The organism is Photobacterium aquimaris (assembly GCF_002954455.1).
In the GTDB taxonomy this organism is placed as follows: domain Bacteria; phylum Pseudomonadota; class Gammaproteobacteria; order Enterobacterales; family Vibrionaceae; genus Photobacterium; species Photobacterium aquimaris.
The window spans coordinates 900,691-917,125 of record NZ_MSCC01000001.1 but is presented as its reverse complement, the minus strand read 5'-3'; the positions used below and the strand labels follow the sequence as shown (position 1 = coordinate 917,125).

14 protein-coding genes and 1 pseudogene are annotated in these 16,435 nt (G+C 38.6%); 10 read left to right on the top strand and 5 right to left on the bottom strand.

Annotated features, from left to right (window positions below):
• Nucleotides 1–20 precede the first annotated feature (20 nt).
• From bioD to bioB, 4 genes are read right to left on the bottom strand one after another with little or no spacing between them, the layout of a single operon-like run.
• Nucleotides 21–725 (bottom strand): dethiobiotin synthase, encoded by a 705-nt coding sequence (bioD, locus tag BTN98_RS03995; RefSeq protein WP_060996504.1) that lies wholly within the window; start codon nt 723–725, stop codon nt 21–23.
• Nucleotides 718–1,542, bottom strand: coding sequence for a malonyl-ACP O-methyltransferase BioC (gene bioC, locus BTN98_RS03990; protein ID WP_060996505.1), 825 nt, complete (start codon nt 1,540–1,542; stop codon nt 718–720). The genes bioD and bioC overlap by 8 nt, the downstream gene beginning before the upstream one ends.
• Nucleotides 1,532–2,671, bottom strand: a complete 1,140-nt coding sequence (gene bioF / locus BTN98_RS03985; RefSeq protein ID WP_060996692.1) for an 8-amino-7-oxononanoate synthase — start codon at nt 2,669–2,671, stop codon at nt 1,532–1,534. The genes bioC and bioF overlap by 11 nt, the downstream gene beginning before the upstream one ends.
• Complete coding sequence (gene bioB / locus BTN98_RS03980) at nt 2,658–3,710, bottom strand: biotin synthase BioB (protein WP_060996506.1); 1,053 nt, start codon at nt 3,708–3,710, stop codon at nt 2,658–2,660. The genes bioF and bioB overlap by 14 nt, the downstream gene beginning before the upstream one ends.
• A gap of 209 nt (nt 3,711–3,919) precedes the next feature.
• On the opposite strand from bioB, the gene bioA reads away from it, so the two are divergent.
• From bioA to BTN98_RS03945, 7 genes and pseudogenes are all read left to right on the top strand, one after another.
• A complete protein-coding gene (gene bioA / locus BTN98_RS03975) occupies nt 3,920–5,182 on the top strand; it encodes an adenosylmethionine--8-amino-7-oxononanoate transaminase (RefSeq protein WP_105029995.1) in 1,263 nt (420 codons plus the stop codon).
• 169 nt (nt 5,183–5,351) lie between these two features.
• Nucleotides 5,352–5,915 carry an LON peptidase substrate-binding domain-containing protein gene (locus tag BTN98_RS03970; RefSeq protein ID WP_060996508.1) on the top strand — a complete coding sequence of 188 codons (564 nt, stop codon included), beginning with the start codon at nt 5,352–5,354 and terminating at the stop codon, nt 5,913–5,915.
• A gap of 670 nt (nt 5,916–6,585) precedes the next feature.
• A pseudogene (locus BTN98_RS03965) lies at nt 6,586–6,903 on the top strand (L-lactate permease); the annotation flags it as partial.
• A gap of 112 nt (nt 6,904–7,015) precedes the next feature.
• Nucleotides 7,016–7,735 carry a (Fe-S)-binding protein gene (locus tag BTN98_RS03960; protein ID WP_060996509.1) on the top strand — a complete coding sequence of 240 codons (720 nt, stop codon included), beginning with the start codon at nt 7,016–7,018 and terminating at the stop codon, nt 7,733–7,735.
• A gap of 12 nt (nt 7,736–7,747) precedes the next feature.
• Entirely contained in the window at nt 7,748–9,163 is a 1,416-nt protein-coding gene (locus BTN98_RS03955) for a LutB/LldF family L-lactate oxidation iron-sulfur protein (RefSeq protein WP_060996510.1), read from the top strand.
• A gap of 11 nt (nt 9,164–9,174) precedes the next feature.
• Nucleotides 9,175–9,918, top strand: coding sequence for a LutC/YkgG family protein (locus tag BTN98_RS03950; protein ID WP_060996511.1), 744 nt, complete (start codon nt 9,175–9,177; stop codon nt 9,916–9,918).
• Nucleotides 9,919–10,061: 143 nt separating this feature from the next.
• The gene (locus tag BTN98_RS03945) at nt 10,062–10,964 is read left to right on the top strand and encodes a LysR family transcriptional regulator (RefSeq protein ID WP_060996512.1); all 903 of its coding nucleotides are present in this window, start codon (nt 10,062–10,064) and stop codon (nt 10,962–10,964) included.
• Here BTN98_RS03945 and mlc read toward each other — a convergent pair.
• Complete coding sequence (gene mlc / locus BTN98_RS03940) at nt 10,961–12,175, bottom strand: sugar metabolism global transcriptional regulator Mlc (RefSeq protein ID WP_060996513.1); 1,215 nt, start codon at nt 12,173–12,175, stop codon at nt 10,961–10,963. The two genes, BTN98_RS03945 and mlc, sit on opposite strands and share 4 nt — an antisense overlap.
• Nucleotides 12,176–12,456: 281 nt before the next feature.
• Here mlc and queE point away from each other — a divergent pair, with 281 nt between their 5' ends.
• The 3 genes from queE to BTN98_RS03925 all read left to right on the top strand — a co-directional run bounded on the left by queE (nt 12,457) and on the right by BTN98_RS03925 (nt 16,386).
• Nucleotides 12,457–13,125 (top strand): 7-carboxy-7-deazaguanine synthase QueE, encoded by a 669-nt coding sequence (gene queE / locus BTN98_RS03935; RefSeq protein ID WP_082732082.1) that lies wholly within the window; start codon nt 12,457–12,459, stop codon nt 13,123–13,125.
• Between the two features lie 263 nt (nt 13,126–13,388).
• A complete protein-coding gene (gene asnS / locus BTN98_RS03930; RefSeq protein WP_060996515.1) occupies nt 13,389–14,789 on the top strand; it encodes an asparagine--tRNA ligase in 1,401 nt (466 codons plus the stop codon).
• A gap of 310 nt (nt 14,790–15,099) precedes the next feature.
• Entirely contained in the window at nt 15,100–16,386 is a 1,287-nt protein-coding gene (locus BTN98_RS03925; protein ID WP_060996516.1) for a GGDEF domain-containing protein, read from the top strand.
• Nucleotides 16,387–16,435: the final 49 nt, after the last annotated feature.

The following is a 16,435-nucleotide window of genomic DNA, read 5'->3' as shown; positions in this document are numbered from 1 at the left end:
TTGTTGTTTATAGCAACCTCTTATCTTTCACTTAAAAGACTTAAATCAATATATTGAGCTAACTGCTGGTGTGTCGTTATTTCTTTATCTGGTTTATTCATTGGTATATAGGGGATCTCGGCTATTTTTTTACCCGGTAAGTGTTGCTCTAACCACGTTATCATTGCAGTATAATTATCAGTTACTGGATGTATTTGATTAGCAATCCAACCAACAACAGTAAGACCATCAGCCAGAATCGCTTCTGCGGTCAATAAAGCATGATTTAAGCATCCAAGTTTAATACCTACCACTAAAATAACCGCTAATTGCTCCTGCTTCACCCACGATGAAAGGTATTCAGTATTATTAATAGGTACTCGCCAACCACCAGCACCTTCAATAAGTACACAATCAGCTTGTGTTTTAAGCTTAGTTAGCCCTTGTGACAATAGATCAAATTCAATTGTTTTATGCTCTTCTTTGGCAGCAATATGCGGCGAAACAGGTCGATAAAAGGTATAAGGATTAACATCATCATATGTCACTGAAACTGATGATGCTTGTTGGAGTAATAATGCGTCACTATTACGTAACCCTTGGGGCGTATTCTCACTACCTGATGCAATCGGCTTATACCCTACCATCGTAATATTTGTCTGTTGCGCTGCGTATAAAATCGCACAACTACACACCGTTTTTCCTACATCAGTATCAGTACCTGCAACAAAATATGCGTTATTCATTGATCAATACTCCAAAACAGACTTGATAAGTGGCTGGTAGCAAACCATTATCTAAACGAAAAGCGTCATAAGCTCGTTCTAAATCAATAATTGTTTGTCGACCAAACAACCCTGAGCGCCGTTGTTGTTGTAAATGTGTTGCACCAATACCTTTTAAATCTTTCATCAGTTTCATCGCCGTTGAGTAATATACGGTTATAGGCTCATATACTAAGCTTTCAATTGTTAAACCGACTTGGTTAATTTCGGTTGTAATTGCTGTTTGCGATTTAAAGCTATTAACATGTTGCTGATCATCAATATATGACCATACTTGAGTTAACTCACTCAGAGATCCTTCGACCAAGGTTGTAAAAAATATTCTCCCTTGCGGTTTAACAACTCGTTGTAATTCTCGTAACGGAACAGAAAGATCATCACACCATTGTAGAGCGAGATTACTAAAGGCAATATCATAACGGTTATCAGACATCGCAATATTTTCAGCATCTGTTTGTAAATATTGGCAATCTTGTCCACATCGCTGTTGTGCTTGTTGCAACATCTCCGCAGAGAGATCAGCGGCCGTTACAGTGAACCCTTGTTGATGTAAGGCGGCACTAAAGTATCCAGTTCCACAACCAACATCAATAACTGTCGTAGACGACGTAAATACAGAGATTGGTGGTATAAATGATAATAATTGCTGCCCAACCTGCCGTTGAAATGCGGCTGATTTATCATAACCTTTAGCGGCACGACCAAAAGCATTGGCTATCGCTTGTTTGTTGATCTGATCGATTGCGCATAGTGGCTTATTGCCTAATCTATCTAACATCAACCACCTCATTAAGTGCAGTGGCAAGCTGACGAATATCGGCGTCATTATGATTTGCAGTAAGTGTAATTCGAAGTCGAGCACTATTTGGCGCAACTGTCGGCGGACGTATAGCCCCGACTTTAATTCCCCGCTGTTGTAATTGAGCAGCTATTGCCATTGTTTGGCCACTATCACCAATAATGATCGGTTTAATCGGTGTCGTTGTTGCTATCAGACCAATACACTTATCAAGCTGATGCTCTAAAGAGTCAGACAAAGCCTGCAATTTTTCTCGGCGCCAAGCTTGAGTTTGAATCAATGAACAAGCACAGCTTAAAGCAACAGCCTGTGCTGGTGGCATTGCTGTCGAGTAAATATAATGACGAGCAAATTGAATCAAATATTCAGCCGTTTCATCGCTACACAATATCGCCGCACCTTGTATACCAAAGGCTTTTCCAAAAGTAATAATTAATATATCGGCTTTTATACCTGCAAGATGGCAACTACCTTGCCCATCCTCACCTAATACACCGCAGCCATGAGCGTCATCAACCATTAACCAACTATTATGTTGCATTGTTATTTTTCGTAATGATGCTAATGGCGCGCAATCACCATCCATACTAAAAACACCTTCTGTTACCACTAAGGATGCAGTGTTCGCTATCGGTTTTATTTTTGAAAGTTGTCGCTGTAACGCAGACATATCATTATGAGAAAACCGCGTCATTTTCGCAGGTGATAACATACCCGCTTCAATTAACGAAGCATGATTTAACTTATCTTGAAACAGATGATCTTGTGCTTGTAAGAGCGTAAATAGCACCGCTTGATTCGCACTAAAGCCACTATTAAATAGCAATGCCCGCTGATAGCCTAACCATTCAGTGAGTTGCTGTTCTAAATCTGCATGTGGTGCTTGAAACCCCGAAACCAAAGGTGAAGCGCCACTTCCCGCACCATATTTAACCAGTCCTTGCTGCCATGCCGCTATAATTGCAGGTTCTTGTGACAACCCAAGATAATCATTGCTGGCAAAACTTACTGTTTTTGATATCGCCTCTTGGCACTGTAATTGTCGATAGAGGCCTTGCTGTTGACGATCTATAAGTGCTTGTTGATGGCGCTGATTAAAGAGAGGCATCATAAAAAATGTCATCTTTAGTTGGACGTGTAGCAACCCGATCTACAACTTGCTCTAATAATTCTTGCGCTTGAATATCATCAGGCTTTGCTGCTTGATGCAGGCTATTAATACCAAGTTTGGCAAACAGTTGCATGTCTTTATCTTCACCTGGGTTTGGTGTGGTTAATAGTTTACAACCGTAGAATACGGAGTTCGCCCCCGCCATAAAACACAGCGCTTGCATCTGCTCATTCATATCCTCTCGACCAGCAGAAAGCCTCACTGCAGAATGCGGCATAATAATGCGAGCAACAGCAATAATACGAATAAAATCAAATGGGTCGACATCCTGAGCATTTTCAAGCGGCGTACCTTTTACTTTTACGAGCATGTTTATTGGTACACTTTCAGGATGAATTGGTAAATTAGCTAATTCCACGAGTAACCCTGCACGATCTCGCGCACTTTCTCCCATTCCAATAATGCCACCAGAACAAATTTTCATACCGGCATCACGCACATGCGCTAAGGTATCTAATCGATCTTGATAAGTACGTGTAGTGATCACATTGCCATAGTATTCAGGAGAGGTATCAAGGTTATGATTGTAATAATCTAGCCCAGCAGCTGCTAATGTATTTGCTTGATCAGTGGTTATCATCCCTAATGTCATGCATGTTTCTAAGCCTAATTGTTTAACGCCTTGTATCATTTCAAGCAAATAAGGCATATCTCTGTCTTTAGGGTTTTTCCATGCTGCTCCCATGCAAAATCGAGTCGCGCCTGATTGCTTGGCTTTTATAGCAGCATCAAGTACACGCTCAACTTCCAATAACCGTTCTTTTTCTATATCAGTACGATAATGCGCACTTTGAGGGCAATATTTACAATCTTCAGGGCAGGCACCAGTTTTAATAGAAAGCAAAGTACTGACTTGAACCTGATTAGGCTGATGAAATTGGCGATGGATTTGTTGTGCTTCAAACACCAAATCCATAAACGGCTTATTAAATAAAGCCTGCACTTCTGCAACAGTCCAATTACTACGAACTTCCACAATGCGTCCCTCTTTTATATGTTTTTTATTTATATCTTGAAATAAAACTAATACCGATTGAAATCACAATCGATTCATAAATTATTGTTCAATAAACAGCCACTAAGACACTTTATTGCCTTCTCGTTATTGGCTAGTCTACTAACAGCGCGTAGACTGTCAACCATAAACAATAATTTTGGTTTACAATAGTGCAAAAACAACACAGAATTGATCTTACTTTTGATCAGCAGCATATCTGGCACCCTTACACTTCAACTGTGACACCGCTTCCTTGTTACCCGGTAACTGAGGCTAATGGTGTCTATCTTACTCTTGAAGATGGCACCCAATTGATTGATGGTATGTCTTCATGGTGGTCTGCTATTCATGGCTATAACAACCCTCAATTAACAGCCGCAGCTAAAACCCAGCTTGATAAGATGTCCCATGTCATGTTCGGTGGCATCACCCATCAACCAGCGGTTGATCTCTGTAAAAAATTAGTCGCGATAACACCACAAGGATTAGATACCGTTTTTCTGGCTGATTCAGGATCCGTTGCCGTTGAAGTTGCACTTAAGATGGCATTGCAATATTGGCATGCTAAAGGTGAGCCTAGAGCCAAGTTTTTAACTCTTAGTCACGGTTATCATGGCGATACGTTTGCTGCAATGTCAGTCACAGATCCTGACAACTCAATGCACAGTATTTATAAAGGATTTTTACCACAGCATATTTTTGCTGATTCACCACAATGTGGTTTCTGGGATCAATGGGATGAAAATGACATTGGTGATTTTTCAAATAAATTGGCCCACGACCACCAACACATCGCAGCGGTAATTTTGGAACCAATAGTGCAAGGGGCGGGAGGAATGCGGCTATACCATCCCACTTATCTGCGTCGTGTTCGCGAATTATGTGATCATTATGGTGTGTTATTAATTGCAGATGAAATTGCGGTTGGTTTTGGACGTACTGGAAAACTATTTGCTTGTGAACATGCAGAGATTAGCCCTGACATACTTTGTGTAGGTAAAGCTCTAACTGGTGGCTATATGACATTATCAGCCGTTATTACCCAAAAGAGTATTGCAGATACAGTATGCAGCGGTGAAGCTGGGTGCTTTATGCATGGACCAACCTTTATGGGGAATCCGCTTGCCTGTGCCGTTGCCAATGCTAATCTCGAGCTATTAGAACAAAATAAATGGCAACAACAAGTTGCAGCAATTGAAAACCAACTTGCAAATGAATTACCTCAAATTGCCACCCTTGAAAAAGTCAAACAAGTACGTTGGTTAGGAGCTATTGGCGTTATAGAGTTACATCAACCCGTTGACATGGTCGCAATACAACAGGCTTTTGTTAATGCGGGGGTATGGATTCGTCCTTTTGGACGTTTAGTTTATATTATGCCACCCTATATTATTACTTCGAGTCAATTATCATCATTAACTCAAGCGATATATCAGGTTTTAAACATATAATGCTTTTAATCTAAGCAGCCTTTTATTTTACCGCAGTATCATAAAGCAGACATTATTCTATTTTTGTCTGCTTATACTGAAAACAGGTGCCCGAACCACAAAATAATAATGATAATTATATCGAGCGACCATTTACTTATGTTAAAACGCATTAGCTAGGGTTATCATTATGCAGTTACCTCTTTTTCCTCTTGATATCTATTTGTTACCCAATGGTATTTGTAAATTACGTATTTACGAACAACGCTATATTCGATTAGTAAAACTCGCGACTACCAACCATCATGGGTTTGGTTTATGTATGAAAATTGATGACACCTTATGCCATTTTGGAACTCGAGCGATTATTACTGATTTTGATCCCCTTCCCGATGGGTTTATAAGTATTACCATAAAGGGCGTTGAAATGTTTTTAATTAATAATCATTGGCAAGACAGCGATCATCTTTATATTGGTGATACCTCGCCTGTCCCAAATTGGCATAGCAAAGGGATTAATTTTATCGATCAAAGCATTTCAGACAACTTACAACAACTATTCCAACAACATCCTGATCACGCTCGTTACTACCCAGAGCCTAAATTTGATGATATTACCTGGGTATGCCAACGATGGCTCGAAATCCTGCCATTAGAAGTCAACCAAAAGCAGTGGTTTATGAGCCGCAATGATTGCAGTGCAGCATTATCTTTTCTGCACACTGTTATCAGTAATAATGCGAATTTAAAATAGGTAACTATCATGCTAATCGCTTTTACACTCTTCGATTTATGAATAATTATTTGCGATATTTAATAGGAGGTTAAACTTAATGCAAAATAATAACTTTCTGTTATTATTTACTCCAATTAATATATTTAAGCACTACGAAATAACGCTTACCACATTTCAAATAACCATACTAAATGCATTATTAATCGTACTAATGCTCATTATCTCGCTTAAATAATCACTGTACTGATAATCATTATCCTTAATACGGATAAACAAATAAAATAACCATAATAAACACCTAAAATATTAGATTATGTATGCAAATATATTGTTTCCAATAATGATATAATCCTCTTTGTCATTCTTTTAAATATAAACCATAACACCATGATTTATTAAGATTAAAAAATAAAATAGTGGCATCAGTTTTTATATCTACATCACATTTAATTAATACGAATGATAAATACGCAAAAGAAATAGATAGAAAGTTTCTTTTTCCTGCCTAAAATAATATTCCCATTGAGACAATCAGTACAAAAAATACTACTCACATAGTAATAATAAATAAAAATAAAATTCGTCTGTTTGAACATGGAATAAGACGACTCAGTCAGGGAAAAAACACATGCTAAATCTAGCAATATCGATCATTCCAATTTTATTATTGCGGGTGCGATTTTATTAATATGTGCCAGCATTAATTCCTTTTTTCTTGGTTGTTTTCGTGTCGATCCCTTTTTTAAAGATGAATAGACATCAAGTTACAACAGTATTTATCGACACCGCATCACGAATCAAAACACCTTTTATCGCTCTTGTTGGTGCGTTAATTATGGTGAAATTCATGATAATTGGTGGTGATCGTTCACCGATTATGACAACAAGAAATGCTTTTGCTGCACTATTAGGTAAAAATTAGCAGTACTGTGCTGCTTACCTTGGGGCTTTAGGTGCATTATTCTCAGGCTCAGCAACGGTTTCTAATCTAACTTTTGGCGCGATAGTAAGCACATTTCTTTAACCACTAAATAAAATAGGTTGGCATACTGTGTGAAGATGCCAACCGCTAGTTTAAGTCAATATCTCAGGCGCCTTTACGCCATTGGAGCAATAAAATGAAGGTAAACTTTTTTGTCACTTGTCTTGGTGATACTGTAAAAGCAGAGGTTGCTAAGAAGACAGTGCAACTACTTGAACAACTCAAGTGTGAAGTGATTTTTCCAGAACGCCAAGGATGTTGTGGCCAACCCGCACTAAACAGCGGCTACATTGAAAAAAGCAAACCTGCGATGAAAAGCATGATCGAAGCTTTTGAAATTAACGATTATCCAATCGTGACCCCTGCTGGCTCATGTGCAGCTTCGGTAAAAAAATACCCGCATTATTTAGAAGATGAACCAGAATGGGCAGCTCGCGCACAAAAAGTCGCTGACCGTTTATTTGAATTGACCCAATTTGTTGTACGCCAATTGGGGATAGAAAATGTTGGTGCTCGTCTTGAAGGTAAAGGGGTTTATCACCCATCTTGCAGCCTTATTCGTAAATTAGGCGTGCGTGAAGAGCCGCTTATTTTATTAAATAATGTTGAAGGCCTAGAACTATTACCGATTGAAAACCAAGAAACATGCTGTGGTTTTGGAGGTACTTTCTCAGTCAAAATGTCTGAAATTTCAGGTGAAATGGTAACTGAAAAAGTACAACACATTAGTGCAGTAAAGCCGGACTTCTTAATTGGTGCTGATATTAGTTGTTTATTAAATATTGGTGGTCGTATTAGCCGCGAAGGTCAACCAATTAAAGTAATGCACATTGTTGATGTGCTGATGAGTCGTTAAGAGGTCATTATTATGTCAATGAAAACAAGCAACGTTAAATTTAAAGATCGTATTCATCTAAAAATGAAAGACGAGTCAATGCGTGCCGCCGTTGCTAACGCACAAGAACGTATGTTTAAAAGCCGTGCTGTTGCCGCTGAAAAACTCGGTAACTGGGAAGAGTGGCGTGAAATGGGGATGGATATTCGTAGCCATGTCCTTGAGAACCTAGATTATTACTTACTACAACTGAGTGAAAATGTAGAAAAAAATGGTGGCCATGTTTTCTTTGCAGCAACAGCGGAAGATGCAACCAATTACATCGAAACGATTGTAAAGAAAAAGAACGCTAAGAAGATCGTAAAATCTAAATCAATGGTGACCGAAGAAATCGGCATGAACCAGATGATTCAACGTAATAATTGCGAAATCATCGAAACAGATTTAGGCGAATATATTCTTCAGGTGGATGATTGTGATGCGCCTTCACACATTGTTGTGCCAGCATTACACAAAAACCGTACCCAAATTCGCGAAGTGTTCAAAGAAAAGCTCGGTTATGAAGGTCCATCTGATCCTGAAGCCATGACCCGTTTTGTCCGTGAGCATATTCGTCATGATTTCCTTGAAGCAGAAATCGGTATTACTGGGTGTAACTTCGCCATTGCAGAATCTGGCACTGTAACGCTGGTGACTAACGAAGGTAATGCACGTCTAGCCACCAGCTTGCCAAAAACACATATCGCCGTAATGGGTATGGAACGTATTGTTCCAACTTTTGAAGAATTTGATATTGTTGCGAGCCTATTATGTCGCAGTGCAGTTGGTCTACCGTTAACTGGTTATGTTACCGCGCTAACGGGTCCACGTGAGAATGATAATTGCGATGGTCCAGAAGAATTCCACCTTGTTATTGTCGATAACGGTCGTTCAAAAATTCTAGGTTCAGAATTCCGCCCAATTCTACGCTGTATCCGTTGTGCTGCATGTGTAAATACCTGCCCTGCATACCGTCATATTGGTGGTCAATCTTACGGTTCAATCTATTCAGGCCCAATTGGTGCAGTATTATCGCCTTTACTTGGTGGTTACAAAGACTTCAAAGACTTACCTAACGCTTGTAGCTTATGCCGCGCATGTCATGACGTATGTCCAGTAAAAATCCCACTGTCTGATTTATTGCTAAAACACCGCCAAATTATGGGTGAAGAAAAAATCACAGCGCCTGCGGAACGCGCAGCAATTACAGGTTTTAACTTTGTTAACTCTCACCCATTCATCTGGGATAAGACAGTTAAAATGGGTGCGATTATTGCAGGAAAACTGATTAAAGATGGCAAGTTGCCATTCAAAATTGGTCTACTTAGCGCATGGACACAAACTCGTGATTTACCAGAGCCAGCAGGTCAATCATTCCGTAGCTGGTTTAAAAACAGAAATAATAAATAAGGGACTTCCGCATGTCAGAGCAACGCATTTTTAACCGCGATAGTTTCCTTGATAATATCGCTAAACAACTTGGTCGTGAGCGTATTACTGCACCTGTAGCACGCCCAAACTTAAAATATAACTGTCATAAAGAGGTTTTTGCGAATAAAAGCCCTGACGAGTTAAAAGCCATTTTAGTTGAATACACCGAAACAACATTAGCCTCACAAGCGATTGTAACAACGAAAGATAAACTCACTGAAACATTACGCAATGTATGTTTTCACTATTGCACAAATGGCGATGAAAGCATAAATCCTATCGGTGAAACTATCTTTACAGCAGATAATCGTCTACTAGACATCATAAATCCGAAAGATTTAACTGAAAAACAGCACGGTGTCTATATTTGGGATCATAGCGCAGGTTACGAGACAAATATTGCGGTTGCGGAACGTGCTAAAGTAGGCGTAGTATTTGCGGAACAGGCACTTGCAGAATCAGGCACGATGGTACTTTACAGTCAAGCTGCACAAGGTCGAGCGGTTAGTTTGCTCCCTGAAGCGTCTGTATTTATTGTACCTAAAAGTAATATTGTTCCTCGCTTAACGCAAGCGACAGAGTTATTACATCAAAAAGCACAGAATGGTGAACGTATTCCATCATGTGTAAATTTTATTTCAGGTCCTAGTTCGACTGCAGATATCGAGCTGATCAAGGTTGTTGGTGTGCATGGGCCCGTCTTTGCCACCTACATCATTATTGATGATATGTAGTTTTACCTATCACCAATAGTGATAATCAAACTAGCAGGATGCTAGTGGTTAAGCACTTAAACGGGAATACGAAAAAACGCAGTTATCGGACTGCGTTTTTTTCGCGTATAATTCGGCAATAAACCGACCCATGGAATATTAATATGCCTGCCATTGATGATCTCGTTCTTTTTACCCAAATTATTGAGCATGGCTCGTTCAGTAAAGTGGCTGAACTCAATAACATCACCAAATCTGTTGTCAGTAAACGTATCAGCAAGCTTGAGACCAGTTTAGGACTACAACTCATTTACCGCACCACGCGTAAACTAACACTGACCGAGCCTGGTGAAGTGCTCTACCATCGAGCAAAAAGTATCAGTAATATTGCTCAAACTGCGTTTGACTCTGTCACCGGCTATAGTGAAGCACTCTCAGGAAAAATACGAATGTCAGTCCCAAGTATTTCAGGCGAACTGGTGCTAGCGAATGCGGTTTCTACTTTTTGTCAAAAGCATCCGGGCCTCACCGTTGATATGTCACTTAATAATCACTTTGTCGATTTGGTTGCAGATAATTACGACCTGGTTATTCGCACAGGCTACCTTGAAGACTCTAGCCTCATTGCTCGACATATTTTTAACTCTCGCTGGGTTATCTGTGCCTCACCAACCTACTTTGAACAACATGGAATACCTGAAACACCAAAAGCATTAAATAGTCATAACTGTTTAGGCTATAACCCTCAAAGCTCAGGTCCTTTTGAATGGCAATTTATTCGCCAGAATAAGATCTATACCCATAAGGTCAGTGGTAACTTTTCATCAGATAATGCTGCAGCATTAAAGAAAGCGGCCCTCGCAGGTAATGGCATTGCATATTTACCAACTTGTTTAGTCTATGACGAATTACAACAAGGAAAGCTGATTGAAGTATTAGCCGCCCATGCTGGAAAAGTAGTCGGTATCTATGCCGTTTACCCTTATACCCGTAAACCAGCCAAACGCATTCAAGCCCTTATTGAGCATATACGAGAAAGCTATATGGAAATTAAAGAGCAATTTTAGCCATCAATAAGTTTCATTAATAAATGGCCGTCATACAAGGCTTGTTTTACTAAAGCAGCCCCAGGCATGGTTGCTTGTGTATAAAAACAACTTTCTTTTAGCTCTAAATCGCGATTATAAATCGGCAATGTTTGACCAACAATACATTCCATTATTGCAGGATATAAGACCGATTTAGCGCGATTTAATTCGCCTCCAATGAGAATCCGTTGCGGATTAAACAGATTAACCATAATCGCTATCGCTTGCCCGAGATGATGCCCCAGATCGATGATAATTTGACGAGCAAGAGCATCACCAGCCACAGCAGCATCACAAATAGCTTCAATAGTTAGTGTAGATTCAACAAGTGTTGAGGCATGCCCTTCTTGTAAACGAAGCGCAGTCTGTTCTAATACTGCAGTCAAGCTTGCAACGGTTTCTAAACAGCCATGATTGCCACAAAAACAGCGCTTACCATAAGGCTTAATCTGAATATGACCTAATTCACCAATATTACCGGTTCGACCTTGAAGTACCGTATCATCTAAAATAATCCCTGCGCCAACACCATGATGCACTGACACTAAAATTGAATTTGAAATTCCCTGTGAATTACCAAATAATTTTTCAGCTAATGCCCATGATCGAGTGTCATTACCTACAAATACTGGTAATCCTGTTTCCTGATGAATAACATCACTTAACGCTAGATTCTTTATAGTGTAATGCGGCATTTGCAACACGATACCTTCATCAGCATTGACGAGTCCTGGCAATGAAACAGCAATCGCTGAAATACGATCTAACGCACTAACGTGATGGGCAAAAAACACATTAATTTCAGTTAATAATTTAGATACCACATCATCTTGTTGCAATTGCTTAATATCTTGTCGTTCCTCAACCAAAACATCACCACTTAATGAGTGTAGCGCGATGGTTAAATAACCTCGACCTAATCGAATCGATAGAAATTGCCAACCTTCATTAGCTGGTACAAGCCCTATTGCAGGACGGCCACGGCTAGTCGACTCTTGATATTGCGTTTCTTTTATTAAGTGAGCTTCAATTAATTCACGGGTTATTTTGGTAATACTCGCGGGAGCAAGTTGACTACGTTTAGATAATTCAATCCGTGAAATAGGTCCGTACAGATCGATAAGTTTATATACGCTCCCGGCATTATTTCTTTTAATATGATCAATATGACCTGGCTGAGCGACGTACATGTCGATACTCCTAGGGAAAAAACAGCGCTAAATATCATTTAGTTTCTAATTTTTTTACTTTGCGAACTAATTGTGAAGTCTCTTGTTCTCAGGACGTGACAGACGTCACGATGAATCCCTAAAGACTTCCGCTTTCGCTTCTGACATAATGATAAATCGACATTTCGTCGAGTATAAATTCAACTAGCAAATTTAATCTCTTACGTACTTTTACTCAGCGTATTTACTATAGTTTCTCATTGGTAATGACAAAAGTAGCGGTAGAGAATATGAGGTTCCACGTGTACAAAATTAATGAAGTCTTTGAAACCATTCAAGGTGAAGGTGTATTCACCGGCGTTCCTGCTATTTTTGTTCGCTTACAAGTCTGCCCTGTTGGCTGCTCATGGTGTGATACCAAACAAACATGGACAGCTGAACCTGAAGATTTAGTCAGCGTTGATCGCATTATGGTAAAAACAGAAGACTCACCACTTTGGACACAGCTTGATGCTGACGGTGTTGTAAGTTTATTAATTGCTCAAGGTTATACGGCTAAGCACGTTGTTATCACCGGTGGCGAGCCTTGTATTTATGATTTACGTCCATTAACGACTGCATTAGAAGCAGCAGGCTTTAATTGCCAAATAGAAACCAGTGGTACTTCCGCTATTTTAACCAGTAATAATACCTGGGTTACGGTATCACCAAAAATCAATATGAAAGCGAAATTACCAGTTTTAACCTCAGCACTAGCCCGTGCTAACGAAGTTAAACACCCTGTTGGTACACAAAAAGATATTGATCAATTAGACGCTCTTTTGGCAACTGCAACATTACGTAATGATGTCACTATTGCTTTACAACCTATCAGTCAAAAGCCTCGCGCGACTGAGTTATGTATTTCAACCTGTATCGCACGTAATTGGCGTTTATCAATTCAAACCCATAAATATTTAGCGATTGCTTAACTAAAGCCTTTAAAATTATCACACTATAATTTCAACAAATAATAACGCAATGATAAGCCTCTGTTTGATTATCATTGCTAAAATGATCGTTTCTTAACCAACCTTGTGTGTAAATTATCACTTTCCCACATCAATTTATCAATCTAGTGAGATCAATGCTTGATGCTTGACGTAAGAAAGGTAATATTACTAACACAACGATATCTTTAAGCACGTCATACTTTAATTCCAAAGTGAGTGCCTAAACGGAGAATAACTTAAACATGACTTACGCGCCTGTAACAGACGTATTAAGCGGTAAGCTAGCAGTTGACAGTGAAATTACTGTTCGTGGCTGGATCCGTTCACGTCGTGATTCCAAAGCTGGAATTTCTTTCCTTGCCATTTATGACGGCTCTTGTTTCGACCCGATTCAGGCCGTGGTCTCTAATGAGTTAAATAATTACCAGGAAGAAGTACTTAAATTAACAACGGGTTGCTCTGTTGAAGTCACTGGTACTATTGTTGCCTCTCCTGCTAAAGGTCAAGATTTTGAGCTAGTAGCAACCGCAGTTAAAGTTGTCGGTTGGGTTGAAGATGCTAACACTTACCCAATGGCAAAAACACGCCACTCAATTGAGTATTTACGAGAAGTTGCCCACCTACGTCCACGTACTAACGTGATTGGCGCTGTAGCACGTGTTCGTAACTGTCTAGCTCAAGCGATCCACCGCTTTTATCACGAGCAAGGTTTCTTCTGGACATCATCACCACTTATCACATCATCTGACTGTGAAGGTGCTGGTGAAATGTTCCGTGTATCAACACTTGATTTAAACAATCTACCTTTAAACGATAAAGGCAACGTTGATTACGATAAAGACTTCTTTGGTAAAGAAACATTTTTAACCGTTTCTGGCCAATTAAATGCTGAAGCTTATGCATGTGCATTAAGCAAAGTTTACACGTTCGGTCCAACATTCCGTGCTGAAAACTCAAACACTAGCCGCCATTTAGCAGAATTCTGGATGGTTGAGCCTGAAGTTGCTTTTGCTGATCTAAACGATGTAGCAAAACTTGCTGAAGACATGTTGAAGTATGTTTTCGCAGCTGTTCTTGAAGAGCGCCGTGATGATCTTGAATTCTTTGCTTCTCGCATTGATAAAGATGCAATCACTCGCCTTGAGCAGTTTGTTAACGCTGATTTTGCACAAGTTGATTACACTGACGCAATCCAAATTCTACTAGATTCTGGTAAGAAATTTGAATTCGATGTTGAGTGGGGCATCGATATGTCTTCTGAGCACGAGCGTTACCTTGCTGAAGAGCACTTCAAAGCACCGGTTATCGTTAAGAACTACCCGAAAGACATTAAAGCTTTCTACATGCGTCTAAACGATGATGGTAAAACAGTAGCAGCAATGGATGTTCTTGCTCCAGGTATTGGTGAGATCATCGGTGGTGCTCAACGTGAAGAGCGTTTAGACGTTCTTGATGCACGTATGGTTGCTATGGGTATCGACCCTGAGCACATGGGTTGGTACCGTGATTTACGTCGCTACGGTACTGTTCCTCATGCGGGCTTCGGTCTTGGCTTTGAGCGTCTAGTTTCTTACGTAACAGGCATGGGTAACGTACGTGACGTGATTCCATTCCCACGTACTCCACGTTCAGCAAACTTCTAATTTTCATAGTAAGTTCGCAGTTCAAAAAGCCACTTCTAAGTGGCTTTTTTTATACTTAATTAAAATTGCCGATAAGGCACTCTATTACTCAAAATACAATGATTAAAATCAGTACACTATTATCTAATAAATAGTTTAATAATCATTATGTTACAATTTTTATTATGCACAATATGCTATTTAATGCCTGCAGAGCATCTGTATACCATACATAAAATAAACTCATGGATATGACAAGTATTTTTCATTTTAACGTGCTGTATGAATCTATAAAATGCAACTATCGATATTTTAAACCTCATGGATAGTCATGATTATAAATATAAAGGATTTTTTCAAGAAAACGCTACGTCACTTTAAGCTTTTTTGTTTCTTTTTTATAATCAGCTCTAGCCTTTATTTTATTTATAACATTTATAATATTAATAAATTACATGGCCAATATATCACAACCTTAAATAATCTCTATTCTGCTGCTCGTCGCTTTGGTTATTTTTATAATAATACCGGTACAGAAGATTTAAAAGAAGGCCAATACTTATTTAACGGTGTTTCTGTAGTTGTAAACGCGTCAACACAAGCAAAAATATTATCAACAGGTATAAACAAGCTACGTTTACAAATAGATAAATTGACTGAAAACCATATTTGGACAATAGCTGTTTTTGAAACATCTGCTAAATATTCACATTTTGATCCACTTCGTGATGTGTATTTAAAACTCTATGATCATGTGGCACTTAACTCTATTGTTAAAAATGAAGGTCTTATGGATACCTATCAATCATTTTATGGCTGTAATATAAAGCTAACGGATATATACACTGAACAAAGCACAGATCAAATTATTCGTACTGTTTATTTTCCTATATATAATAATAAAAAACTAGACGCTTTATTAGCTATTGATATTAATAATTCAATGTTTAAGAACACATTAGATGATTATAATCGTAATAAAATGACAATTATTAATATGAATAATAATAACATTTATCAAACCCAAGAATTATTACCATGCTCTGAAGTTGATCCTATACATTTAGGCATTAATTTTTATACCCTGCTAAAATTCACCTTTTTACCTTCTATATTATTAATGTTTTTATATCACTCTTTAACAAAACTTATTGCGAATAAAAACTTTATTTTACATTATGATCAAATGACTCAATTTTATCGTCGTGACTTTTATGAAACAAAACTACTTAATCAGTCTAATTTTAATTTATTAATCATTGATATTGACTACTTCAAAAAAGTGAATGATACCTATGGTCATGAGGTTGGTGATGAAGTTATTCGTGCTGTAACCAAACGAATTAATAACTGTATTCGTAATAATGATATTGCTATTCGTTGGGGAGGCGAAGAATTTATGCTTTCATTCCCAAAAATGAATCGTGGGCAACTTACGAGAAAAGCTCAACAAATATGTGACTCAATTGCGTTATATCCTATCTCTGATATTGATATTAGCGTGTCTATTGGTGGTATTAGCGCAAAAAACATCCATTTCAATGATGCTTATAAAGCAGCTGATCAAGCACTTTACCATTCTAAAAACAATGGTCGTAATCAAGTTACCATTGTTTAAATTTGGTATTCATGGAGCATCTTAGTCAATACCATAACTTCTGTTTAGT

Excerpts from the sequence above, each read along its gene's own strand:
- bioD (WP_060996504.1), bottom strand. The coding sequence starts at position 725 with ATGAATAACGCATATTTTGTTGCAGGTACTGATACTGATGTAGGAAAA.
- bioC (WP_060996505.1), bottom strand. The coding sequence starts at position 1,542 with ATGTTAGATAGATTAGGCAATAAGCCACTATGCGCAATCGATCAGATC.
- bioF (WP_060996692.1), bottom strand. The coding sequence starts at position 2,671 with ATGCCTCTCTTTAATCAGCGCCATCAACAAGCACTTATAGATCGTCAA.
- BTN98_RS03970 (WP_060996508.1), top strand. The coding sequence starts at position 5,352 with ATGCAGTTACCTCTTTTTCCTCTTGATATCTATTTGTTACCCAATGGT.
- BTN98_RS03960 (WP_060996509.1), top strand. The coding sequence starts at position 7,016 with ATGAAGGTAAACTTTTTTGTCACTTGTCTTGGTGATACTGTAAAAGCA.
- BTN98_RS03955 (WP_060996510.1), top strand. The coding sequence starts at position 7,748 with ATGTCAATGAAAACAAGCAACGTTAAATTTAAAGATCGTATTCATCTA.
- BTN98_RS03950 (WP_060996511.1), top strand. The coding sequence starts at position 9,175 with ATGTCAGAGCAACGCATTTTTAACCGCGATAGTTTCCTTGATAATATC.
- BTN98_RS03945 (WP_060996512.1), top strand. The coding sequence starts at position 10,062 with ATGCCTGCCATTGATGATCTCGTTCTTTTTACCCAAATTATTGAGCAT.
- mlc (WP_060996513.1), bottom strand. The coding sequence starts at position 12,175 with ATGTACGTCGCTCAGCCAGGTCATATTGATCATATTAAAAGAAATAAT.
- asnS (WP_060996515.1), top strand. The coding sequence starts at position 13,389 with ATGACTTACGCGCCTGTAACAGACGTATTAAGCGGTAAGCTAGCAGTT.
- BTN98_RS03925 (WP_060996516.1), top strand. The coding sequence starts at position 15,100 with ATGATTATAAATATAAAGGATTTTTTCAAGAAAACGCTACGTCACTTT.